At 52.7% G+C, this 22,480-nt stretch carries 22 protein-coding genes and 1 other RNA gene; 2 read left to right on the top strand and 21 right to left on the bottom strand.

Annotated features, from left to right (window positions below; translation table 11 throughout):
• Window positions 1–220 precede the first annotated feature (220 nt).
• Entirely contained in the window at window positions 221–2,095 is a 1,875-nt protein-coding gene (locus ACFSB2_RS24495; protein WP_377945741.1) for a heparinase II/III domain-containing protein, read from the top strand.
• Window positions 2,096–2,261: 166 nt separating this feature from the next.
• Here the strand turns inward: ACFSB2_RS24495 and ACFSB2_RS24490 are convergent, their stop codons facing one another.
• The 19 genes from ACFSB2_RS24490 to rpsU all read right to left on the bottom strand — a co-directional run bounded on the left by ACFSB2_RS24490 (window position 2,262) and on the right by rpsU (window position 18,715).
• Window positions 2,262–2,474 (bottom strand): hypothetical protein, encoded by a 213-nt coding sequence (locus ACFSB2_RS24490; RefSeq protein WP_377945740.1) that lies wholly within the window; start codon window positions 2,472–2,474, stop codon window positions 2,262–2,264.
• Window positions 2,475–2,694: 220 nt separating this feature from the next.
• An RNA gene (gene rnpB, locus ACFSB2_RS24485) (RNase P RNA component class A) lies at window positions 2,695–3,112 on the bottom strand.
• Between the two features lie 100 nt (window positions 3,113–3,212).
• Window positions 3,213–4,334: a Nif3-like dinuclear metal center hexameric protein gene (locus tag ACFSB2_RS24480; RefSeq protein WP_377945739.1), complete on the bottom strand. Its 1,122-nt coding sequence runs from the start codon at window positions 4,332–4,334 to the stop codon at window positions 3,213–3,215.
• Window positions 4,331–5,068, bottom strand: a complete 738-nt coding sequence (locus ACFSB2_RS24475; RefSeq protein ID WP_377945738.1) for a tRNA (adenine(22)-N(1))-methyltransferase — start codon at window positions 5,066–5,068, stop codon at window positions 4,331–4,333. The genes ACFSB2_RS24480 and ACFSB2_RS24475 overlap by 4 nt, the downstream gene beginning before the upstream one ends.
• A gap of 5 nt (window positions 5,069–5,073) precedes the next feature.
• Window positions 5,074–5,679, bottom strand: a complete 606-nt coding sequence (locus tag ACFSB2_RS24470) for a YdcF family protein (protein ID WP_377945737.1) — start codon at window positions 5,677–5,679, stop codon at window positions 5,074–5,076.
• 171 nt (window positions 5,680–5,850) lie between these two features.
• On the bottom strand, window positions 5,851–6,969 hold the full coding sequence (gene rpoD / locus ACFSB2_RS24465) for an RNA polymerase sigma factor RpoD (protein ID WP_377945736.1): 1,119 nt from the start codon (window positions 6,967–6,969) through the stop codon (window positions 5,851–5,853).
• 16 nt (window positions 6,970–6,985) lie between these two features.
• Complete coding sequence (gene dnaG / locus ACFSB2_RS24460; RefSeq protein WP_377945734.1) at window positions 6,986–8,809, bottom strand: DNA primase; 1,824 nt, start codon at window positions 8,807–8,809, stop codon at window positions 6,986–6,988.
• 368 nt (window positions 8,810–9,177) lie between these two features.
• Window positions 9,178–10,002, bottom strand: coding sequence for a pyruvate, water dikinase regulatory protein (locus ACFSB2_RS24455; RefSeq protein ID WP_377945732.1), 825 nt, complete (start codon window positions 10,000–10,002; stop codon window positions 9,178–9,180).
• 6 nt (window positions 10,003–10,008) lie between these two features.
• The gene (gene recO, locus ACFSB2_RS24450; protein WP_377945731.1) at window positions 10,009–10,785 is read right to left on the bottom strand and encodes a DNA repair protein RecO; all 777 of its coding nucleotides are present in this window, start codon (window positions 10,783–10,785) and stop codon (window positions 10,009–10,011) included.
• A 50-nt stretch (window positions 10,786–10,835) separates the two neighbouring features.
• Window positions 10,836–10,982, bottom strand: coding sequence for a YqzL family protein (locus ACFSB2_RS24445; RefSeq protein ID WP_377945730.1), 147 nt, complete (start codon window positions 10,980–10,982; stop codon window positions 10,836–10,838).
• 359 nt (window positions 10,983–11,341) lie between these two features.
• Window positions 11,342–12,235: a GTPase Era gene (gene era, locus ACFSB2_RS24440; RefSeq protein ID WP_377945729.1), complete on the bottom strand. Its 894-nt coding sequence runs from the start codon at window positions 12,233–12,235 to the stop codon at window positions 11,342–11,344.
• Window positions 12,236–12,279: 44 nt separating this feature from the next.
• Entirely contained in the window at window positions 12,280–12,768 is a 489-nt protein-coding gene (locus ACFSB2_RS24435; RefSeq protein WP_377945728.1) for a diacylglycerol kinase, read from the bottom strand.
• 25 nt (window positions 12,769–12,793) lie between these two features.
• Window positions 12,794–13,249 carry an rRNA maturation RNase YbeY gene (gene ybeY, locus ACFSB2_RS24430; RefSeq protein ID WP_377946008.1) on the bottom strand — a complete coding sequence of 152 codons (456 nt, stop codon included), beginning with the start codon at window positions 13,247–13,249 and terminating at the stop codon, window positions 12,794–12,796.
• A 14-nt stretch (window positions 13,250–13,263) separates the two neighbouring features.
• Window positions 13,264–15,315, bottom strand: coding sequence for an HD family phosphohydrolase (locus tag ACFSB2_RS24425; RefSeq protein ID WP_377945727.1), 2,052 nt, complete (start codon window positions 15,313–15,315; stop codon window positions 13,264–13,266).
• A gap of 111 nt (window positions 15,316–15,426) precedes the next feature.
• Window positions 15,427–16,410 (bottom strand): PhoH family protein, encoded by a 984-nt coding sequence (locus tag ACFSB2_RS24420; protein WP_377945726.1) that lies wholly within the window; start codon window positions 16,408–16,410, stop codon window positions 15,427–15,429.
• Between the two features lie 49 nt (window positions 16,411–16,459).
• Window positions 16,460–17,641 carry a sporulation protein YqfD gene (locus tag ACFSB2_RS24415; RefSeq protein ID WP_377945725.1) on the bottom strand — a complete coding sequence of 394 codons (1,182 nt, stop codon included), beginning with the start codon at window positions 17,639–17,641 and terminating at the stop codon, window positions 16,460–16,462.
• Complete coding sequence (locus ACFSB2_RS24410) at window positions 17,638–17,934, bottom strand: YabP/YqfC family sporulation protein (RefSeq protein ID WP_377945724.1); 297 nt, start codon at window positions 17,932–17,934, stop codon at window positions 17,638–17,640. Before ACFSB2_RS24410 ends, ACFSB2_RS24415 begins: the two co-directional genes overlap by 4 nt.
• Before the next feature lie 128 nt (window positions 17,935–18,062).
• Window positions 18,063–18,506: a GatB/YqeY domain-containing protein gene (locus tag ACFSB2_RS24405; protein WP_377945722.1), complete on the bottom strand. Its 444-nt coding sequence runs from the start codon at window positions 18,504–18,506 to the stop codon at window positions 18,063–18,065.
• 26 nt (window positions 18,507–18,532) lie between these two features.
• On the bottom strand, window positions 18,533–18,715 hold the full coding sequence (gene rpsU, locus ACFSB2_RS24400; protein ID WP_377945721.1) for a 30S ribosomal protein S21: 183 nt from the start codon (window positions 18,713–18,715) through the stop codon (window positions 18,533–18,535).
• 157 nt (window positions 18,716–18,872) lie between these two features.
• Between rpsU and ACFSB2_RS24395 the strand changes: the two genes are divergently transcribed.
• Window positions 18,873–19,811, top strand: a complete 939-nt coding sequence (locus ACFSB2_RS24395; protein ID WP_377945720.1) for a Na/Pi cotransporter family protein — start codon at window positions 18,873–18,875, stop codon at window positions 19,809–19,811.
• On the opposite strand, the gene deoC is transcribed toward ACFSB2_RS24395, so the two are convergent.
• Both deoC and mtaB read right to left on the bottom strand, forming a co-directional pair.
• Window positions 19,788–21,068, bottom strand: a complete 1,281-nt coding sequence (gene deoC, locus ACFSB2_RS24390) for a deoxyribose-phosphate aldolase (protein WP_377945719.1) — start codon at window positions 21,066–21,068, stop codon at window positions 19,788–19,790. The genes ACFSB2_RS24395 and deoC overlap by 24 nt on opposite strands.
• Complete coding sequence (gene mtaB, locus ACFSB2_RS24385; RefSeq protein ID WP_377945718.1) at window positions 21,065–22,477, bottom strand: tRNA (N(6)-L-threonylcarbamoyladenosine(37)-C(2))-methylthiotransferase MtaB; 1,413 nt, start codon at window positions 22,475–22,477, stop codon at window positions 21,065–21,067. Before mtaB ends, deoC begins: the two co-directional genes overlap by 4 nt.
• Window positions 22,478–22,480 lie beyond the last annotated feature (3 nt).

The following is a 22,480-nucleotide window of genomic DNA, read 5'->3' as shown; positions in this document are numbered from 1 at the left end:
TTGAATTGATAAGCACATCACAATCTTTAATGATAAAATTGATGGAGCTGTTTCGGAATACTTGGAGTACAATCTAATTCCCAGCAGAGTCAATCACTTTTGTATTGAACGGGTTCAGACAGCGCCATATGAAAGCACTTTCAAAAAACTTCATATATGTACGATGCCTAAAACTCGTCGACACAATGTCCTTGGACAAAATCAGCAGAGGATGATATTGATGTTATCCGAACATTACGCCAACGAACATCTCGGAAAGTTACTGCTTTCGCAAAAAGAGTACAGGCCGTTTCCCAGCATCGATGAACGCCAAATGTGGGAACAAATCCCCCAGCATGTCAAGGACTATTGGCTCCAAAAGGGCTTAAGTAAGCTCAACCATGCTTGGCCGACCATCACCGCCACTCAATATATGGATTATAGCAGAACGGGAAATCGAAGCAGGTATGAGCAGTTGTCGTGGACGCGTAGACAAGATCTCGCCGCCCTTATCATCGCAGAGTGCATTGAGAACGAAGGCCGCTTTATGGACGATATCATCAACGGCGTCTGGTGTATTTGCGATGAGCTATTTTGGGGAATACCTGGACACAATTACATGATGAGAAGAAACGACCCTTTGCCAGATGTTGCGGATCAGATCATCGAACTGTTCTCAGCAGAAACGGCGGCTCTGCTGGTTTGGACGTATTACCTGCTGAAAAGTCGTTTGGACGCCATCAGTATCATGGTCTGTGAACGCATTGCCCTTGAGGTAAGAAAGCGAATACTGGAGCCTTATTTAGAGCGGAATGATTTCTGGTGGATGGGGTTCCGCGAAGAGGAAATGGTAAACAATTGGAATCCATGGTGTAATTCGAATTGCCTACTCGCCTTTTTGCTTTTGGAGGATAACGCAGAACGCCGCGAGGCAGCCGTCGTGAAAGTGATGCGCAGCTTGGACAAATTCATCCACCAATACCATTCAGACGGTGGATGTGATGAAGGCCCTCAGTATTGGACATATGCTGGCGGAGCGCTGTTCGATTGCCTAGAACTTCTTTATGGCGTCTCGAATGGGAAAATTGACATCTACCAAACGCCCCTGATTCAACAAATCGGCCGCTATATTTACAAAACGTTTATTGACGAGGCCTATTATGCCAATTTTGCCGATGGTTCTGCCATCGTCCATATCCCCGCTGAACTGACCCATCGTTTTGGACGGCGAATTGGCGATGCCAAACTAGCTGGACTGGGAACAATGATGTTACAGCAACAACAGGAACGCGCAACCACTTTGCAATTTCCGTCGATGTTCCGCCTGTTGCCCTCCCTATTTCACTATTCGGAAGTGGAGAACTACACAGGAGAATCTCCGCATGTCCGGGATGTGTGGCTCGACGGAATCCAGGTGATGGCTGCACGTGAACGACAAGGCACAGCCAAAGGTTTGTACGTCGCGGCCAAGGGCGGACACAATGACGAAAGCCACAATCACAATGACGTCGGTCAATTTATCGTCTACTGCGATGGTTCTCCTATGATCATTGATCCAGGCGTGGAGACCTATACGGCCAAAACGTTCTTTTCCGATCGATATACAATTTGGACGATGCAATCAGCATATCACAATCTACCTACGGTAAACGGCGTTCAACAAATGCAGGGGCGGCAGCATCGCGCAATGGATGTCCACTACCATCAGGAGGACGCATTTGCATCGCTATCCATGAACATCGCCAAGGCCTATCCCGATTCGGCCGAGATTAAACACTGGATTCGCTCCACCACTTTGCTTCGCCACCCGCAACCCTGTATTGAAATCAAGGATGATTTCCTTTTACAGCAGGCGACGGACGATATTGTCCTCAACTTGATGACACCACATTGTCCGCAAATAGACGATACAGGCAACATCGTCTTACAGGATGAGAAAGAACATCGCGTGCAAATCCAATACGACGCGGACAGATTTACGTGTGCAAGCGAAGAAATTGCCCTTGAGGATGAAAACCTGCGGAATGTATGGGGAGCGCAAATTTACCGGATTCAGTTAAAAACGAAAACGTCTTTCGATCACGCCGCATGGACATTGAGAATCCGCCAGTTGTGAGGCACAGATTTTGGTGAGGGGGGGGTTGTCGGTTTCTTCTTTACAGGAGAGGAGTTGTGTCTGTAAAAAGTGAGATCGTCAACTTATTCATTTCTTACATGGTTGAGGAGTTTTGCAACTCGTCATATACATTGTTCTCCATATCACCATCTGCCGCAGCTTTTCTTTAGAGACGGATGATGAGCCGTTTTCCATCACGAACCAACTTCCCACGCTCTCTGGCCTCACGCACACGGTTTTGAATCATCTCCCCGAGTAACAATGACTCTGCGGCACTTCGCGGTTTTCGCCTGATTTTCGCCTGCCTGGGAAACCTTTCTGCAAGTTCCAGCGACGAGGGCGCTTTTTTCGCAAGTTCATCAAATGAGAATTTTCGCATGGATACCCCCCTCTTTGAATTGAAACTTTACTTACACATTTTGTATCACACCACGTGTGTCGTGGTGCGTCGAAGCATGACAACCCGAAATCTGCATGAAGTGATGGTGAGAACCGCGCAACTTCGACTGTTTCTGGCGAATCTGAACCTAAAAACCGCGCCCCCGCTAGGTTCTATGCCTAACGAAAACGCGGTTCACACAAGGGTATGTACTACTGGTCGAAGAAGCAAGCCTGTAAGCCGAGTCCTGTACTTCCGTGCTGCAAGCGGCGCCAGCGGGGCATAAACACCCTTAACGCCTCGCACATGAAGCGGCAATCATCTATCTAGGTCGACTGTTGCCAGCCGACTCAAGCAACCTACCCGAGTGCGTGGCGGGCCACCACATGTGCACTCCTATGCGGTCTTGCTCCAGGTGGGGTTTACCTAGCCAGCCTGTCTCCAGACTGCTGGTGCGCTCTTACCGCACCGTTGCATCCTTGCCTGTGCGCAAATGCGCCATCGGCGGTCTACATTTCTGTGGCACTATCCCTAAGATTGCTCTCGCCGGACGTTATCCGGCACCCTGCCCTGTGGAGCTCGGACTTTCCTCTCGTGCGGCCTTTCGGCGCTGCACCAGCGATTGCCCAGCTTACTTCTTCGCGCAAAATCAGCATTCCCTATTATACGCGGCCACAATGCGTTTGACAATGCGTATCGGCCGCATAGCAGGAACACAATTCTTGGGCGGCAAGGAGGTTACAGCCATGTGAACGGATCGACCGATACTGGTGAGGCAGAAATGTCCACCTGCGCATCCGCGCCAAGCTGCTGGCGCAATTGGGCCGCAAGCACCTCGCACACGGGCTGTTCCAGCGCCGCATGTGTGGCTTCAACGATGGCCAATCCATCCTGCATCGCGTCTGCCGCGTCGTGGTGACCAACATCCGCCGTCACCAGCACCTGCGCGCCCTGCGCCAAGCTCGCCTGCGCCCAATGACTGCCCGATCCGCCAAGCACAGCGACGCGCTCAACTTCAAGCGAGGGCTCCCCGGCAAAACGGATGTGCGACATGCCAAACGCGTCACGCACTTGCTCGGCGAACGCCGCTAAAGACAAAGGCTTGGCCAACTGCCCTACACGCCCAATTCCGTATTCCTCGCCTGTTTGATGCAAGTGGAGGATATCATAAGCGACCTCTTCATACGGATGCGCCGCGTGCATCTGCTGCAAAACCGCTGTCAAGCGCGATTCCGGCACCACCGTTTCCAAACGCGTTTCCTCCACCTTCGCCAGTTGACCCCGTTCACCGATAAACGGTGATGTACCTTCGCCAGGCATAAAAGTGCCCTGCCCAGTGGCGGAAAAAGTGCAATGCGCGTAGTTGCCTATCGATCCGGCTCCAGCCGCGCAAATGGCCTCGCGGACAAGGTGTACATGCGTCGTCGGGACGTAGATGACCAGCTTATACAAGCGGGATCGATACGTGACATCCAGGATTTCAACGTCCTGCAAGCTCAAGCGCTGTGCGATGACATCGTTGACCCCGCCAGGTGCAACATCCAAATTCGTGTGCGCGGAAAAGACCACCATATCCGCCTGCAGCAGTTGTTGAATGGCCCGATGCCTCGCTTGGCCTGTGTCTAGTTGAGCGAGGGGATGAAATAAAAGCGCATGGTGTGTGACCAACATGTCGACTTCATGATGCGCCGCGGCTGCAATGGTCTCTGGCGAGGCCTCCAAAGCCACCCAAACCCGTTTGACAAGCTTGTCCACATTGCCGACCTGCAACCCGATCTTATCCTTCGGTAACGCCAGTTTTGCTGGCGCAATCTCTTCCATTGCCGCTATGATGTCTCGTGCGTAAATCGGTGTGGTCATCTGCTTCCCCGCCCTTCTTTCCAGGCGGTCAATCGCGAAATCTGCTGTTCCACTTCGTCCGCCTTCGCTTTTGCCTCCGGCGTCGCGCCGGTTAATACTTGCTTGCGAACATAGATCAATTTGTCGATCTCGCGCTGCAAGCGCTGCAACAGCAGCTCATCTGGGTTCCGCAGTAACTGTGGACCAAATGTGTAAGCCAACGTAAGAGCGTCCGCCCCGTGGCGATAAGCGGCATACGCCTCGTCGCGCTGACCCGTGTACGTCACCGCAATGATTTCGTAAAGCCGTCCGTCATCCTCTACCAATTGTTCGGCTTCGATGTGAAAACCGAGCTCATCCAACTTGCATCGCAACAAGTGGCCTGCGTTCATTGGCTGAAAAATGATACGCCGAGCCTGCTTGGCGACCTCCATGGCGCTCGTCACCATCCCAGCCTGAATATGCCCGCCGATGCCAGCTGTGACAATCACCTGCGCCTCACCGGGCTGCAACGTCATAAAGCCGTCGCCCAAACGCAATTCAACCTTTTCGCCCAATTGATGCGCTGTCACATTCTCGCGCGCTTTGCCGAGCGGTCCCTCGCGGAGATCACTGGCGATGGCCCTTGACGCCAAGCCCGTTTGCACGGCGTAGATGGGAATAAACGCATGGTCCGTTCCGATGTCCCCCAGCGACGCAACCTGTGGAACATGTGAGACAATGGCCTCCATGCGTTTGGAAATGGCAATTGGCAACCTGTTCAACCTCTCTCTTGGAACAAAGGAGCCCGTCCTTTGAGCGTGTACTGAATATGGGCAAATACCTCTCGCATCGCAGATTGAAACTCCCGCCGCGTGGAGTAAGCGGCATACCCGCTCACCGCCATGCCTAGCGTCCGGGCTACTGCCAATGCACGCGGCAGATGATAATCACTCGTAACGATGACCGCCGTGCGCAAGCCAACGTGGTTCATGACTTGTTTGCTGTTCCGCAAGTTCTCCCACGTGTCCTTCGACCATATGTCTTCAAAAATCACCTCTGGCGGCACACCGTTTAGAAGCAAGAAACGTTTCATCGATCTCGCTTCAGACACAGTTTCATCAGCACCCTGACCGCCACTGACAACAAAGGTGCGAACGACACCATGACGATACAGGTGAAGCGCCGCCTTTAACCGTGATTGGAGCGGCAGGCTGGGGCGAAACCCATCCGTATATGCGCCCAAAACAATCACCGTGTCACTCAAGGCGGGACGCTCCATGCGTCCACGCCGACACAGATGATGGGCAAAGCGATTGATGAATATCGAAGCGCCAGCATACGCGGCGCAAACGGTCACAACGAATACCATGAGGTGATAGATCATGTCAAAGGCACCCGCCCTTCCTGCATATGCAAATCCAAAACCACGTGGACTGCATACACTACTGTACGTGCGGATGTCGTTGAATAGGACAACATAGGTCAATGAAGCGACAGACAAAAACAGCCCGCGCAGGCGCGAGCCATCAGAGACAATCTAAGATATGCGTCTTCTTTATTCCAAAAAGTCTTTTAGACGCTTGCTGCGGCTCGGATGACGCAATTTGCGCAGCGCCTTAGCCTCAATTTGACGAATGCGTTCGCGCGTCACACCAAATACTTTCCCCACTTCTTCAAGTGTGCGTGTACGGCCATCGTCTAGACCAAAACGCAAACGAAGCACATTTTCTTCCCGCTCCGTCAGGGTATCCAGCACGTCTTCCAACTGTTCTTTCAAAAGTTCATACGCTGCTGCGTCCGCTGGCGCGGGCGCTTCATCATCAGGAATAAAATCTCCCAAATGCGAATCGTCTTCTTCGCCAATTGGCGTTTCCAGCGAAACAGGCTCTTGGGCGATCTTTTGAATTTCACGCACTTTATCAGGCGTCAAATCCATTTCGGCGGCAATTTCTTCCGCTGTCGGCTCGCGCCCCAATTCCTGCAACAGTTGCCGCGAAACCCGAATCAATTTATTGATGGTCTCCACCATGTGGACAGGAATGCGAATGGTCCGCGCCTGATCCGCAATGGCACGTGTAATGGCCTGCCGAATCCACCATGTTGCATAAGTGCTAAACTTGTATCCCTTGCTGTAGTCAAACTTCTCGACCGCCTTGATGAGGCCGAGATTCCCCTCTTGAATCAAATCGAGAAACAGCATACCGCGTCCCACATACCGCTTCGCGATGCTGACAACCAAACGCAAATTGGCTTCTGCCAACCGGCGTTTTGCCTCTTCATCGCCTGCTTCGATGCGCTTGGCCAATTCAATTTCATCTTGCGCAGACAACAGCGGCACACGGCCGATTTCCTTGAGATACATGCGCACAGGATCACTAATTTTGACGCCGGGCGGCATCGACAAGTCATTGAGATCATACTCGTCATCGCTACTTTCGCCCTGCGGCCGGGATTCTTCATCTCGCTCATTGACCACATCAATGCCCTGCTCGCCCAGGCTTTCAAAAAAATCATCCAATTGGTCTGCGTCTTGATCAAACTGCGCCAATCGGTCTGTTATCTCTTCATAGGTCAGGGAACCCTGCTTTTTGCCCAGTTCCACTAGCTGCTGCTTTGCAACTTGAAGGGTTAGTGCACGTTCTTCCTCACGAGGTTCTTCCTTTTCTTTTGTCATTACATCCCCGCCTCCTTTACCGACCCTTCATTGTTTCTCGGGGTGGCCTCAGCGTTGCAATCTGGTTCTGAATTTGATCCACTTGCAACTTTATCTCTGTCGCGTGTCGAATATCACCTGAAGCTTCCGCTTCAATCCACTGGCGAAGCAAAGACTTATGCGTGATTTCCAAATGGTGTCGCTCCACAGCACGGATAAAATCATCCAAGAGATCTTTTGTGAACTCCGGCGTCTCACCAAAAAATAGGGATGAAGCTAGATGAATAAGTGATTCGTCGTCAAGTTCATCTACAAAAGCGGATGGCGGTGCTGCTGGTTCAGTCAAGCGCCACGCGTACAGTCTGGCAAGCAACGCCGTCTGTACTGGTTCAGCAAGCTCCGTAACACCTTTCTCCATCACATACATAGCCGCTTCGCTGTCAAATAGAACAGCCTGTAGAATACTCGTACTGGCTCGCATAAACGCCCGTTCTAAAGGTTGAATCCGCTCTGTCGACAGGTTTCGTACCTGGTGCTTCTCACGTGCTTTGTTTAATTTCGCGAAACCTCGAAGCTCCTCCTTCAAAGTTTCGACAGACAAATTAAATTCCTGTGACAAATTTCGCATTTCGTATTCCTGTTCAACTGGTGTGGCACGCTTCGCCAACAACTGCAAAGCGTCGCGCACAAAGGCTGTCCGCCCAACGGAACTCGTCAAATTCGCCTGCTGCCGCATATCGTCCAGCAGAAATTGTACGACTGACAATGTACGTCGTTGCATCAACCGTCCGAAAGCTTCACCACCGTTTGCCTGCACATACTCGTCAGGATCTTGTCCGTCCGGAATTTGCAAGATCAGGGGTTCAATCCCAGCTCCAAGCAAGATGTCGATGGCCCGCACGGTCGCTTTACGTCCCGCTGCATCACCGTCGTATGCGACAATGGTCTTATCACAATCTGTTTTTAACAGTGCGGCCTGTTCTTCCGTCAGTGATGTGCCCAAAGTGGCCACTCCGTGAAGAACACCTGCTTGCGCCAGCGAGATGACATCCATATACCCTTCGAGCAGGAGCGCCACTCGCCCTTGGCGAATGAGTTTGCGCGCATCATGGTAGTTGTAGAGCAGGCGACTCTTGTGAAAGAGATCATACTCGGGTGAATTCAGATATTTCGGCTTCACCTTCGCATCCATCGTACGTCCGCCAAAAGCAATGACCTGACCCTTCTTGTCACAAATCGGCACCATGACGCGACCGCGAAAGCGATCCACAAGACCGGTCCCCATTTCAACCGCCAAACCGCAGGCCACCAACTCCTCATCCTGAAATCCACGTTTCCTGAGGAATGAAACGACGGTATTATTTGTCTTAGGTGCGAATCCCAAACGGAAGTCCACCATCGTTTTTCGCGAAATCCCCCTGTTTTCCAAGTAATTTAGGGCTTGCACACCAGCATCTGTATTCATTAGAATGTAGTTATACAGCTTTGCTGTCAGTTCATGCGCTTCACGAAACCGTTGGTGTTTGGCCATAGCTGGTTGTTGCGCTGCATCTAGTTCGTTCACACCAGCAGGCAGCTGCATGCCAACTCGCTCTGCCAACATGACGACCGCCTCTGTAAACGACACGGCTTCCGTGTCCATGACAAAGCGAAATACCGTGCCACCTGCGCCGCAACCAAAGCAGTGGTACATTTGGCGTTCTGGAGACACCGAAAACGAAGGTGTACGCTCGTTGTGAAACGGACATAGCCCTGTAAAAGATCGTCCACTTCGGCGCAACTGCACGTGGTCGGAAATTATCTCTACGATGTCGACCTTTTGGCGCAATTCTTCAAGAAACCCATCCGGTACTTTGCTCACCGTAAATATCACCTCTTCGGTGGCATCTGACCAACCGCAGGTCGAATCGGCCTTGATATTCAGCTTATATACTGTTATTCTACAACCAGCGATACTTTCCTCCTTTAGAACGAAATTTACGTCGTCTTTCATCGCGATTTCTCGACAAAATGAGCCCAAGCCGATTTTGCCCTAAACAAAACCCGTTCTTGACAACATACACCTTATTATCGACTCAACAAGTTAAAATTATCCTCTTATTCAGCCTGCAATCCAGTGTATGGTTTGACAAACCTACTTATGTGTGATTCATCGTGTGCAAAAAAGCGAATTTGTCATACCGGAATGGGCGTCTCGCGCCACATCCGTGCATACCTTTCTTAGCGCGATCACGGTGCAAAACGCGCTCTCGTCCGGACAATCTCCAAAATCATCCCAGCCGTCTCTTCGACCGCCTTATCGCTGACATCGACAATAGGGCACGCCAAATCATGCATCACGCCCTTTGCGTATAGCAATTCTTCTTGAATGCGCGTCGAACTCGCATAATTGGCTTCTTCTTTAAGACCCAGAGCGCGCAGACGCTCTTGGCGGATGACGTTCAATTTTTCTGGACGAATGGACAGACCGACCACTTTGCGTTGCACTTCTTTGGTAAACAATTCCTTCGGCGGGATCGACTCCGGCACGAGCGGAACATTGGCGATCTTCAACGCTTTGTGCGCCAGGTACATGCTGAGTGGCGTTTTCGATGTGCGCGACACGCCGACGAGAATCACATCTGCTTCCATCAAACCACGGACATCTTTGCCGTCATCGTGTTTGACCGCAAATTCAATGGCCTCCACACGGCGAAAATAGTCCTCATCCAGTTGGTGCACAAGCCCTGCTTTCAATCTAGGCGGTTCCCCCACCGTCTCCTCCAGCACATCCATCATCGGTCCCATGATGTCCACATAGCGGACACCCGCAACCCGCGCGCGTTTGACAAGATGGTCTTTTAATTTTGGAATGATGATGGTAAACGCGATCACGGCACATTCCTGCGCCGCCGCCTTGACGGTCTGATCAATGGTCGCCATGTCATTGATATGCGACACTCGCCGCAAAATCACATGCCCCCCGTCAAATTGGCTGGCAGCCGCCCGAACCACAGATTCGGCCGTTTCCCCCAATGAATCGGAAACTACGTAAATCACAGGAATCTGACGCATACTTTTTCATGACCGCCCTTCTTCATCTACAGTCGCATCCAGCAAATGATGCAAAATATCGCGCGATTTTAAGGACAATCCCGCAAACTCGGTTAATTGATAGAATAGAGTTTGCTTCAATGCGCGCGTGGTGGCAACAGAAATATTCATTTTCCCCAATTTCTCAAAAACAGCCCGCTCAAATAAGTGAAGAATCTTCGCGGTTGCCTCTGGAACAGCAAAAGCCCGATTATAGTCTGTGGACTGCAAGCAGTCTCGGCACAAGATACCGCCTTCCTGCACATGGTAGCGCAAAGGTCCAGCCAGGGGGCGCCCACAGCGCACACACAAGCGCCAATCTGGACTCACACCCAGCCAAGCGCAGATTTTCGCCTCCCAGATGCGCGCCAGCAACTCGGCATCCTGCGGGCGAGCAATCAAAGCATCGAGCAAGCCGATAAACTGGCGATACATCGCTGGATCCGCCTGTGGCCGTTCTGGCGCCGCGGCGAGCAACAACTCACAAAAATAGGCGGCATACGCCGCCGAATCAAGATTTTCATGAAGACGTCGTCGACTGGCCATCAAATCCACCTGTTGAAGCTTCCCCATACCGCGCCCTTGATAAATAAAATAAGTTCCTTGCGCACACAGACGCACGCCAGCGGCTAAACGGCTCTGCGGTTTCATTGCGCTGCGCGCCATCAGAGACACCCGTCCAGTCGGTGTCATCAGCGTTACAATTGCGTCATTCTCCCCGTACCGAACTGATTTGGTTACGATAGCCTCGGTGTTGTATAGCAAACGCCCACTCCCAGTCTACAACAAAGACAGTTCTCTACGACGCGCCGGCTTTATCCTTCCTCCTCTACGCTGCTGAGAGGCTCGACGAATGTGTCCAGCTCGTCCTCCGTGCTATTCGTTACCTCACACGCTCGATACAACAGGTAAGCGTCAATGTCACCAGTGATTTCAAACATTTGCCAAGTGAAGTCCCGCAACGCGAATCGTCTCCTTCTCGCTTAGACGTCAAAACAACTCACAACAAGATTCAAGGAGTTGCTTCTGGCCAAACTTGTTTTAGAGCGTTTTGTTTGCTGCGTCTTCGAGTGCTGCGAATTCTTATGCTGGTTATATCCTTCCGCTCCGCAGCGACAGGTATACGATACAGTCATTGGCAGGAAATCAGGCGTATGAAACGGATTCTTAAAGTGACCACTCCCCATGCCTAAAGGCAGGGGCTACTCAGAACACGCATGGCGCAACCCGCCTACATAAAGTTGATGCTCCGGTACTGCGCCATCCGCGATACCTCAACTGGTTTTTATCATTTTGCTGGTCGGGGACGCATGACGCACAATTACGATTCTTCATGAAAGCCGAACTGTCGCAACATCGTCGGTCGATTGCGCCAATCCTTCTTCACCTTTACCCACAACTCCAGATACATTTTTGTGCCAAGCAATCCTTCGAGTTCACGCCGCGCCATTTCACCGACACGCCGCAACATTTGCCCCTGCTTGCCAATTAGAATCCCCTTTTGGCTGTCACGCTCAGTGTAGATGACCGCATGAATGTACAGCGTCTGTTCATTGCGCCGTTCCATCTGCTCCACTTCCACCATGACCGCGTGGGGAACCTCTTCTTCCGTGAGTTTAAGCACTTTTTCGCGGATGATCTCCGAGATGATAAACTGCTCGGGATAATCCGACACCATATCATCGGGATAAAACTTCGGCCCTTCTGGCAATCTTTGCTCGATCAAATGCAGTAGTACATCAGTTTGATCCTGCTTTAACGCCGAGATCGGCACATATTCATCAAAGGAAAAAAGCGACTGATATTGCGAGATGCGCTCAAGCAAGCGCGGTTTTTCCACCAAGTCGACTTTGTTCAAGACGAGAAAAACCGGCGTTTTTACGCCCTGCAATTGTTTCGCGAGCTCCTCTTCAACAGGTTGAACACCTGTATTCGCATCGACCACCACCAGCACGATGTCCACCTCGCGCAACGTCTGTGTGGCCACATCTACCATGTACTCGCCCAATCGATGATGTGGCGTGTGAATCCCCGGCGTATCAATAAAGATGATTTGCGCCGCAGGACTCGTCACCACGCCTCGAATTCGATTGCGCGTGGTTTGCGCACGCTTGGACATAATGGCGACCTTTTGCCCGACGACCGCATTCAACAAAGTGGATTTGCCGACATTCGGGCGTCCAACAATGGCGACAAAACCTGATTTATAGGACATCCTGCATCTCCTTTTCGTATTTTTATTCCCAGCGGATGACCAGTTCATTTCGGATGTTTGGACATCGGCCAAAACCGCAGCGCCCAAACAATCACGATTGCAACATCAAGAATGACTACAGACAGCGGGTGAACATTGGAAAACAAGCGAAAACGCCAAGGCGTGCTGTGCACCAAGATATAGACCGCAGCAAACAGCGAACCAAAACAAACCATGGCGACTGCGCCAGAAGCAGCGTCCTTCGCCAGTCCAGCAATGCGGCTATACTCAAAATTCACGGCTGCATCGACAGCCAGTTCAATCGCCGTGTTGAACAACTCTGCAGCAAACACACACGTCGCAATAAAGATGCTGATGGCCACCGTGTCCGCTGGCGGGCGCAAAATCAGTTCAATCAAGGCAAGCAGATTAAACAGCCAGAAATGCCGCTTCATGTTGGCTTCTGTGTGAAAGACATAAACAATGCCGCGCAATGCAAATGTGAGCGCACGCATGAATGACGGCTTGTCCTGCTGACGCGTGTTTATGTCCATCGATTTTCGCCTCATTTAAGCAAAGTTAGCGTTGCAATCCCAGAGACTGCAAAATCTCCTCCTGCAGCCCAAACATCTCCCGCTCACTTTCGTCATCTTGATGATCATACCCATTCAAATGCAAAAATCCATGCACCAGCAAAAACGCGAGCTCACGCTCAAGACTGTGCCCGTACTCGTCCGCTTGCACTTTGGCCGTGTCCACGCTGACGACAATATCTCCAAGCATCACGATTTCGTCCACGATAGGAAATGACTCATCACCTTCGAGCATAGCGAAGGACAACACATCTGTCGGTCGATCCACCGCACGGTAGGTGCGGTTCAATTCATGAATGGTGGCGTCGTCGACAAAGCGCACGGACACTTCACCATAAATCGAAAGCTTTTGTGCGGCGGCAGTCAACACCCGCTCGGTGAAAACGGTTGACTCCACATCCGTGAGCGGCCAGGGAATTTCCGTTTCCACATCAACCACCATATGTTTTGCTTCATTCATTTTGCGACTTCCTTCCGCAGCTTATCAATGTCAGGATATTCAATACGGGAATGATAAATCCCCTTCAAAGTCTTCATAAATGCACCAATCATGACATCGAGATCCTGCAAAGTCAAATCACATTCATCCAATTGACCGTCTTGCAGCCTGTCGCGAATGATTTTGCGAATCACACCCTCCACGCGATTGGGCGTAGGACGAGCCATACTGCGCACAGCCGCCTCAACGGCGTCGCAAATCATAATAATGGCGCACTCCCTCGTTTTCGGCTTTGGCCCTGGATAGCGGTAATCATCCACTTTGATGGTCCCGTTTTTGTCCTGTTCCTTCGCCTTGTTGAAGAAATACCACAAAATCGTCGTGCCGTGGTGTGTCGCGCAAATATCCTGTATCGGTTTCGGCAAGGCAGCTCTTTTTTGCATTTCCAAGCCGTCTGTAACGTGCGATGTGATGATCAGATGACTCAAACTAGGCGCGATTTTTTCGTGCGGATTCTCTTTCGTCATCTGATTTTCCACGAAGAACATCGGCCGTTTGGTCTTGCCCACATCGTGATAATACGCCCCAACACGACATAGTAATGGATCAGCGCCAACGATTTCCGCAGCGGCCTCTGCAAGATTTCCGACGATCAAACTATGGTGATATGTACCCGGCGCCTCCATCAATACCTTGCGCAACAGCGGATGGTTCGGATTAGACAGCTCCAAGAGGCGAATGGGCGTCAACAGGCCAAACGCCGTCTCAAAGAATGGGAGCACACCCATCGCCAAAATGGCGGAGACCAATCCGTTCAACGCGGCCAACCCAACCCGCAGCGAAAACGAGTGGAAGTCATTGGCGTGATCCGTTTGCAGTAAATGCAGTGCGATGACGGCGCCGACATTCATCATTGACACAAAAAAGCCAGCTCGCATAAACGTGCCGCGACTGGTCACCTGTGAAACACTGTACGCTCCAACCAGCGCCCCGACAAAACCATAAAAAACGTAATCAAAGTTGAAACTCAACGATGCGCCCAGCAAAAACGAAAAGTAAAATGAGGCAACCACGGCTAAAGACGAGTCCATCATCACTGTGATGAGCATCGCGCCCATGGAAATCGGCAACAGATACGGTACAGATGTCGGTCCGCCAGCGTTGATGATCCATTTGGTCAACGCGATCAAAATGGACATCAGCACGAAGACCAAGCCCAGGATGGACAACATCAAATTGTCCACTCGCCGACGTGGCGCACGGCGCTCCACATAAGCCGCAAGCAACACGACCGACAGCGCAATAAACATCGCAAAACCGATGGCAACACTGTAGTTCGGCCGATTGGAATACAAACCGACATCCTTCAATCTGCTAAGTACACTCGATGTGATGATGCCATAGCGGGAGACAATCACGTCACCTTGTTGAATCATCTGATCCGGCACTTTGTCAGCCGCTTGTTGCCGCGCTTGCTCAGTGGCCTTCGCCTGATACACCATGTTGGGCTTCAGCACACTCACAACGACATTTTGCACGGTCAAGCCGGATTCCTTGTCCAAATTCAAATTGAGATTCAGGATTTGCGATGCCACCAATAAGCTGGCTTGTTGCATGGACTCCTTGTAAAACGGCGCACTTAACAAGTTGGTGACAATGCGCTCACTGTCATGCTGAAGATTGTTGATTTCAGAAGGTGTGGCGCCAATCAGCGTCTGCAGAGTCGACTGTTTGATGCCCTTTGGCGCTGCAGCGGACAATGTCTGCAGTTTCTGCGCCGTCTTCGTCGACTTGTTGGCCACGACCTGCGCCGCGGTAGAGAAAAAGTTATCGACGGTGTTGACTGCGTTCGTGAGTACCTGGGTGGACTGTTCGTATTGTTTGGGCACCTTTGCTTCGGCCGCCTGTTTAGCGGCCTCGGTCGCCGCTGTGTCCACCGTCGTCACAGGTGATTTAATCGTGATTGGACTTGTCTGCCCCACTGAAAAATCATAGCGCGGCGGTAGAATACTGCCGACCAAAATGGCAAACATCAGCACCGCAAGTCCGATATAAATGCATAGACGCACGCGGGGATGCTCCCTGAACCTCGCGTCGTCCAGATATTCCCGGATGGATCGGCCCCATCGCGAAACAACCATGTCGAATACCCCTCGTAGGAAAGTTCAACCGTCCGGCGATTACCCAATCGCGGACGGCGCCCGTTCATCTGCTTTCACGTATGCGTCGATGATTTTCTGCACGAGATGGTGACGGACCACGTCAGACGATGAGAACAAGTGAAACGCAATGCCTGGAATGTCACGAAGCACTTGATGTGCATGCACGAGGCCGGAGATCTTCCCGCCTGGCAAATCAATCTGCGTGACGTCGCCCGTGATGACCATCTTGGAATGGAACCCCAAACGCGTCAAAAACATCTTCATTTGCTCTGCCGTCGCATTTTGCGCCTCGTCGAGAATCACAAAGCTGTCATCCAGCGTGCGCCCCCGCATATAGGCCAGCGGCGCAATCTCGATATTGCCGCGTTCAAGTGCGCGGGCCACCTGTTCGAGTCCATAAATTTCATACAACGCGTCATACAGCGGCCGCAAGTACGGATCTACCTTTTCCTGCAAATCCCCTGGCAAAAAACCAAGTTTCTCTCCAGCTTCAACAGCTGGTCGTGTCAACACGATGCGCTTGACATCCCCGCGCTTCAACGCCATCACAGCCATGGCCACAGCCAAAAACGTCTTCCCCGTTCCTGCCGGTCCAATGCCAAAGACGATGTCATCGCGTTTGATGGCGTCGATATAATGACGCTGCCCCAACGTTTTGACACGCACAGCTTTACCTTTATATGTCATACCAATCTCGGTCGTGTACACGTCCATCACACTCGCGAGATCTTCCTGTTTCGCCATCTCTATAATATAGCGGTAATCACTGATATCCAATTGGATACCATGCTTGACCAACTTTGTCATGGTACTGACAACCGCCTGCATCTGTTCGGTATCCTGCTCGCCACCCGTAAACACCACTTCTGTCCCACGCGTCGTCACTTTGGCAGTAAACGCCTGATCAAGCAGTGCCAACAACATGTCATTTGGACCCAAGACACGGACGGCTTCCTCATTGGTCGCGAAGACCCACTTGCGAACCGCTGGATTATCTGTCAACCAAAAACCATCTCCTCATTCTCATGCATGCGGGTTTGCCAATGGGTTCTTATGGCGCCGAAGTCGGCGCAGCCACGCCAATGTCCTGTTCCACACGCGTAAGGACTGTCTCATATAGAGTACCATGCGCCACTTGTGGATGTAAAACAGATTGCCCCAAGATTCGACTTTCGCCGCCAGTTTTTGTCTCCACATCTTCCTTTGCCAAGCGCAGCGCGGTTTGCTTTGCAACCTGCACAGACTTGTTCTCTGTGGCCTGTGTCACTTCATACATGCGCGTATTCTGCCACTGAACAGGCAAGACGAAAGAGCCAATCTTCCACTCCGTGCGCTCATCCCGTTCATAGGTCGCGGCAAAGTGCGGCTCTGCAAACCCCCACACCCGCAGCTTGAAGGGACCGACACACAGATAATCCCGCTTGACTGACGCGCCTGTCAAGCCTTCCTGTTTGACTTTGAGCGGCACGGTCACCTTCGAGGTGTACCAGACCTCCGCCAGCACTTGGCCAGCAGCAGGCACGTTTTTGGCGCCACCTGACAGATTGCCGGATATCAAAACCTGGCCTGGGTGCACATACTGGTTCTCTTTGACCACAACGCGGCCGCGCGAAGCTGAAATCTGCCGAATCACCGCCGGGATGCTCGCGACGATGTCGTGCGGCTTCAGATTTTCTTTCTTGATGCCCTCCACCTTTGGCAAAGCCTGAATTTGAGTCACCGATCCGGTTGTCTGCACGCCCACCCAGACAAAATCCGGTGCGTGGCTCAAGATTTGCTGTTGCAAAGTCGCCGGATCAGGAAGACGCGATTTTGCCTGTCCTACATACAAGCCAACCGTCTTTGCCGCGTCTTGAATTTCCGCCACGCCTTCCTCGTCTTTCGGTCCGGTGATGTTGATTTGCCAAACCATGGACGACATGGCGTAGATGATGCAAACAAACAGCACCGCGCCAAACGCAAAACTTTTCCGCCGCCAGAGGCGTTTGCGCCAAAAAGGCAGACCATGGCGGGCAACAATCCGAAAGCGCACGCGGCGGGATCGACACGTGCGGTAAACAACGTCAAAATCGCGCAAGGAGATGTTGCAGTAGCCCACGGCGCCTCGCACGCGCACAAAGCGAAGAGGGACACCCTGCTGCTGCAGGTGCGCCAGACAGACGCCTACATCGGGGCCGCGCAGCAGCAGCGTCAATTCACCGTACAAGGCGTACTCAAACGATGAATACTTCATGGCGCACCCCGTCCGTCCCGGACAAATTCAATCTGATTCACCGCGCCTGACAGATGCACCTCGCGCTCCGTCACGAGTGTCACCTCAAAGTCGCGACCGCGGATGATCAATATCTCTTTCCCCAAATTCAGCAAAACCTGCTCCGCTTCCACTTTGAGCAAGCCGCCCGCGTTTTCCACTACCACATTTTTACCGTCCACACAAGTGATACGGGGCACATCCAGCAGTGCATCGGGCGGCAGTTTGAGCATATCGGCCGCTGACTGCTTTAAGCGCTGTTTCCATCTAGGCATGGCCACTCCTCCCCACTCACTGCATGGGTATGTCGCGCGGGGCCAAGCTAGTACACATCTCTGGAGGACCAAGCAAAAAACCGCCGCAAATGCGACGGTTTGTCCAACCATATTCCATTTTAAAGCAGTTACGACAAGAGAGATTGAACGACTTGCTGCACAGCTTTGCCGTCGGCACGTCCCCGCACCTGTGCCATCGCTGGCCCCATGACTTTGCCCATATCCGCTTTTGATTGCGCACCCACTTGCGCAATCACGTCGGATACAATTTGGCGCAATGCGCCTTCGTCAAGTTGCGCTGGCATGTAGTGCTGCAAGACGGAAATCTCCGCTTCGACAGCGTCGCTTAAATCCGTACGATTTGCATCCTGGAACGCTTGGAGGGAATCTTTGCGCTGTTTGAGCTCCTTCTGAATGACGCTTAGGACGTCATCGTCAGAAAGAGGATGCCCGAGTTCAATCTCTCGGTTTTTCGTCGCGGACTTCACCATCCGTATCACGGATAGCCGCACCTTGTCCTTGTCTTTCATCGCCTGCTTTAAATCGTTGTTCAGACGTTCAATGAGTTCCACGAAACGGCCTCCTGCACTTGGCGAAATCAGAAGCCTTTACGTTTATTTTTCCGCGCTGCTTCCGCCTTTTTCTTGCGCGCTACACTCGGTTTCTCGTAGTGTGAACGCTTGCGAGCCTCGGCCAACACGCCATCTTTCGCTGTCGCTTTCTTAAAACGGCGAAGCGCGCTGTCGAGTGATTCATTCTTGCGTAACCGGATTTCCGACATCCTTATTCCCTCCCTCCAGCGATGCATCAATCAGACGTATTATAGTACAGCTAAAAAAACAGAGTCAAACTGAAGTTTATGGAGACCCTGCAAAACACCCAAAAAATCATCTTTCCAAGCTCGTCCGCATACAGTCAAATAAAGGGGTGGAAAACAGATGATGTGGGCAAATTCAATCGCCGTCATGCTCTCGCTCGTCGCGTTCATCGGCGGCTTGAAAGTGATGCGGCGCGGAATGGAATCGATGGCGCAAGGAAAACTGGCGCGCTTCGTCCAGCGCCTTGCCCGAACCCCCACCCGCGGCATTCTCACAGGTACCGTGATGACCGCAATCCTCCAAAGCAGCGCAGCACTGACGGCCATCACCGTTGGCTTAGTCGCTGGACGAAGCCTCACGTTTCGCAGCGGGCTAGGCATCATCCTCGGCAGCAATGTCGGATCGACCATCACGCCGCAGGTACTGACGCTCAACCTGTGGGCCATCGTCATTCCCGCGCTTTGTTTTGGCATCCTAGGCTTTATGACGCATAAACCACAATGGCGGCCAGCAAGTGAAGCTCTGGTTGGCTTTGCCTGTATTTTTATCGCGCTTCAGGCTTTGAAGGTCGCGCTCGATCCCCTAACACAAAGTCCCTGGTTCACCGCCGTGCTGCAATTTGCCGGTCAGCACGCGGTCATCGCTGTTCTGGCTGGTTGCGCGGCAAGTGCCCTGGTGCAGTCGTCAACCGCGACCACCATCATCACCATGACGCTCGCTGACAGCCATTTGATCCCTACCACAGGCGCCATCGCCATTGTGCTCGGAGCCAACGTAGGCACCTGCCTGACCTCCATCATCGCCGCCATCGGCGAATCCCGCGAAGCGCAGCAAGTCGCGTTGGCGCATGTGATATTGAACCTCGCCGGTGTGTTGGTGTTCATGCCCTTCATCCACCCGTTCACCGCCGCGATGGGCTGGACCAGTCGCGATCCCGCCCAACAAATCGCCAACGCGCATACGGTGTTTAACGTATTGTGCACGTTGGCTGCATGGCCGTTTGCCGGTCAGTTCGCCGCACTCATCGAGCGGCTGTTACCGGATAAGCGCTACGCCTGAGCTCGTTCCCAGACGATGCGCGCCATAGCGCATCATTTGGGTGGCTGCTGTCCTGCTGCGGACGCCGCCTGACGCCTTCACTTTCGCTACATCGCCAGCGATCATGGCCATCGCGCTCACATCGGCAATCGTCGCGCCCCCACGGTGAAATCCCGTCGATGTCTTGATGTAATTCACGCCAGCCGCCACAGCCACACAAGCCGCTTTGATCACTTGATCAAATGTGAGCGCGCTGGTCTCCAAGATGACTTTGATGATGGGTCGCGGCGTCAAGGCGCCTGCAGCCCGTACAACCGTGGCAACGTGGTGATAAACCGTCCAGACGTCATCCTCCACCATGGAGCCCACTGGAATGACCATGTCGATTTCACGCGCGCCTTTCGCGGCCATCTCGATGACTTCCGCCGCCAATCCATGCGCAGTTGTCGCCCCGAAGGGAAAGCCGATGACCGTGCAGACGTTTGTCTTCTCCCCGTCCAGCAACCGCGCAGCATGGCCGACAAATTGCGGATTTAGGCAGACCAACGGGAACTGCTGTGCGACCGCTTCGCGGCAGATGTTCTCGATGTCAACCAAGCTGGCTTCCGGTTTCAACAATGTATGCTCAATGGCCCCACGAATATCATCTGGTGTGCTGCCAGCGAGCGGCAAGCTCACCTCGCCCTGTGGCGCCAATGTCAACTCCGGCATCGTCACGCGCAATTCTTCCCGGCACGCGGCAATCAAATCAGTGACCACAGGCGCCACAGCCTGCCACGTGCTGTCGATTTGCGCCGCATCGGACTCGTTGGCCAGGCCGCGCCATTTGCGTTCCCACTGGCCATCCAGCCAAGCCAGTTGGGCCTTGAGCTTTTGAAAGATAAAAGACCAACTGGCATAGCCGCATTCCTCATGTTCTGACGCCGCTGCGTCGAACGGCAGGTAATATGCCCCCCGCACTTCCTCCGCCTGGTGATGCGGAACGGCGGTTTCGTCCACCGCTTCGAGCAAAAAGAGGCGCACCTGTTTGCGGACCGGCTTGTCATTGCGCCGGATCATGTATTCCACACGGCCGAGCGGGGCCAAAATCCGCGTTTCAATCCCCGTCTCCTCGGCCACTTCACGCACAGCCGCAGTCTCCCAATCTTCCCCTGGCTCCAGATGTCCTTTGGGGAATGTGATGTGATCATACGCGTCGTTGATAAGCAGCACTTCGCGCTCTGCGCCCTGCCCGCGAACGACGACGCCACCTGCTGCACGTTCGATGTTGTTGTTCACGACGATAGCCTCCTTGCCCGTTCTTCCGTCTCCTCACGCACCGTGATTTGCGCCTGCATCTGCCCCACTTGCAAGTGCGCGTTGGTCTGTGCAATGCGCACGCGAGAGACTTCGCCAATCACATCTTCTTGCAGTATGCCCTCCGGCACCGTAAAAGCGACACGGAGGTAGTTGTCGGCATGGCCCACCACCATCCGCGCCGTATCTGCGCGGCCAGCCAACCGCTGTTTTGTCTCCTCGTCCGCCAGCATGAATGGACTTTCCGCAATCACTTCAATTTCACGCCCGACAAACGACGCCGCATACGCTTGTGTCAGCGCATTGGACAAATCAATCAACCGCTCAACACGACTGTGCTTGACATCTTCAGGCACTTGATCCGCAAACTTCGCCGCTGGCGTGCCTCGCCGTGTAGAATACGGAAAAACGTGCAATTGGGAAAAGCGCTCCCGCTCGACAAAGCGGTATGTGTCCTCGAAAAACGCGTCCGTCTCGCCCGGAAAACCGACGATGATATCGCTCGTGATGGCCAAATCGGGCAACGCGTCGCGCAGTTTGGCCAATTTTTCCGCAAACGCCTCGACAGTGTAATGGCGGTTCATCCGCTTCAAAATCTGGTTGTTGCCCGCCTGCAAAGGAATATGCAGATGATTGACCACCTGTGAAGACTGAGCCAAAACTGCAATCAGCTCATCGTCGATCTCGCTCGCTTCGATGGAACTGATGCGCACCCGGTGCAGTCCTTCTACCTGTTCAAACGCCTGCAGCAAATGCGCTAACCGGTAGCCGTCCAAATCGGCGCCATATCCGCCCGTGTGAATGCCAGTCAAAATGATCTCGCGATAGCCGGCCTTGGCCAATTTATTCGCTTGCGCCACAATCTTCTCAGGCTGACGGCTGCGAATCAAGCCACGCGCCCAAGGAATGATGCAAAACGTGCAGAAGTTGTTGCAGCCATCCTGAATTTTGAGATTTGCCCGCGCCCGCTCTTCAAAGTAAGGCACGTCCAACTCCTCAAAATCGCGCGTCTTGAGAATGTTGTCAACCGCCTGAAACGGCTGCTGTTCCCGTTGCACTGCCTCGACAAATTCGACAATTTTCGCCTTTTTGTCGTTGCCGATGACCAGGTCTACGCCTTCAATTTTGGCGATCTCCTCTGGCGCAATCTGCGCGTAACAACCCGTGACTGCGACCACTGCGTCCGGATTGGTGCGAATGGCCCGGCGAATCATCTGGCGACTCTTTTTGTCGCCGCTATGCGTCACTGTGCAGGTGTTGATAACGTAGACGTCCGCTTTGTCCTCAAATGGCACCTGAGTGTAGCCATTGTGCTTGAAAACCTGCCAAATGCCTTCTGTATCGTAAAAGTTGACCTTACAACCGAGTGTGTGAAATGCCACGGTCGCCACCGT

It is taken from the genome of Alicyclobacillus fodiniaquatilis (assembly GCF_042678105.1).
Lineage (GTDB): Bacteria > Bacillota > Bacilli > Alicyclobacillales > Alicyclobacillaceae > Alicyclobacillus > Alicyclobacillus fodiniaquatilis.
Note: the sequence above shows the minus strand (reverse complement) of the source record. Positions and strands in the feature narration are given on the sequence as shown.

What these genes read in the sequence shown, in the direction of transcription:
- ACFSB2_RS24435 (WP_377945728.1), bottom strand. Translation starts at nt 12,768, where the DNA reads ATGGACATAAACACGCGTCAGCAGGACAAGCCGTCATTCATGCGTGCG.
- ACFSB2_RS24410 (WP_377945724.1), bottom strand. Translation starts at nt 17,934, where the DNA reads ATGCCTAGATGGAAACAGCGCTTAAAGCAGTCAGCGGCCGATATGCTC.
- ybeY (WP_377946008.1), bottom strand. Translation starts at nt 13,249, where the DNA reads ATGGTGGTTGATGTGGAAACGGAAATTCCCTGGCCGCTCACGGATGTG.
- ACFSB2_RS24480 (WP_377945739.1), bottom strand. Translation starts at nt 4,334, where the DNA reads ATGACCACACCGATTTACGCACGAGACATCATAGCGGCAATGGAAGAG.
- ACFSB2_RS24470 (WP_377945737.1), bottom strand. Translation starts at nt 5,679, where the DNA reads ATGATCTATCACCTCATGGTATTCGTTGTGACCGTTTGCGCCGCGTAT.
- ACFSB2_RS24490 (WP_377945740.1), bottom strand. Translation starts at nt 2,474, where the DNA reads ATGCGAAAATTCTCATTTGATGAACTTGCGAAAAAAGCGCCCTCGTCG.
- ACFSB2_RS24455 (WP_377945732.1), bottom strand. Translation starts at nt 10,002, where the DNA reads ATGCGTCAGATTCCTGTGATTTACGTAGTTTCCGATTCATTGGGGGAA.
- rpsU (WP_377945721.1), bottom strand. Translation starts at nt 18,715, where the DNA reads ATGTCGGAAATCCGGTTACGCAAGAATGAATCACTCGACAGCGCGCTT.
- ACFSB2_RS24395 (WP_377945720.1), top strand. Translation starts at nt 18,873, where the DNA reads ATGATGTGGGCAAATTCAATCGCCGTCATGCTCTCGCTCGTCGCGTTC.
- era (WP_377945729.1), bottom strand. Translation starts at nt 12,235, where the DNA reads ATGTCCTATAAATCAGGTTTTGTCGCCATTGTTGGACGCCCGAATGTC.
- rpoD (WP_377945736.1), bottom strand. Translation starts at nt 6,969, where the DNA reads ATGACAAAAGAAAAGGAAGAACCTCGTGAGGAAGAACGTGCACTAACC.
- ACFSB2_RS24415 (WP_377945725.1), bottom strand. Translation starts at nt 17,641, where the DNA reads ATGAAGTATTCATCGTTTGAGTACGCCTTGTACGGTGAATTGACGCTG.
- ACFSB2_RS24495 (WP_377945741.1), top strand. Translation starts at nt 221, where the DNA reads ATGTTATCCGAACATTACGCCAACGAACATCTCGGAAAGTTACTGCTT.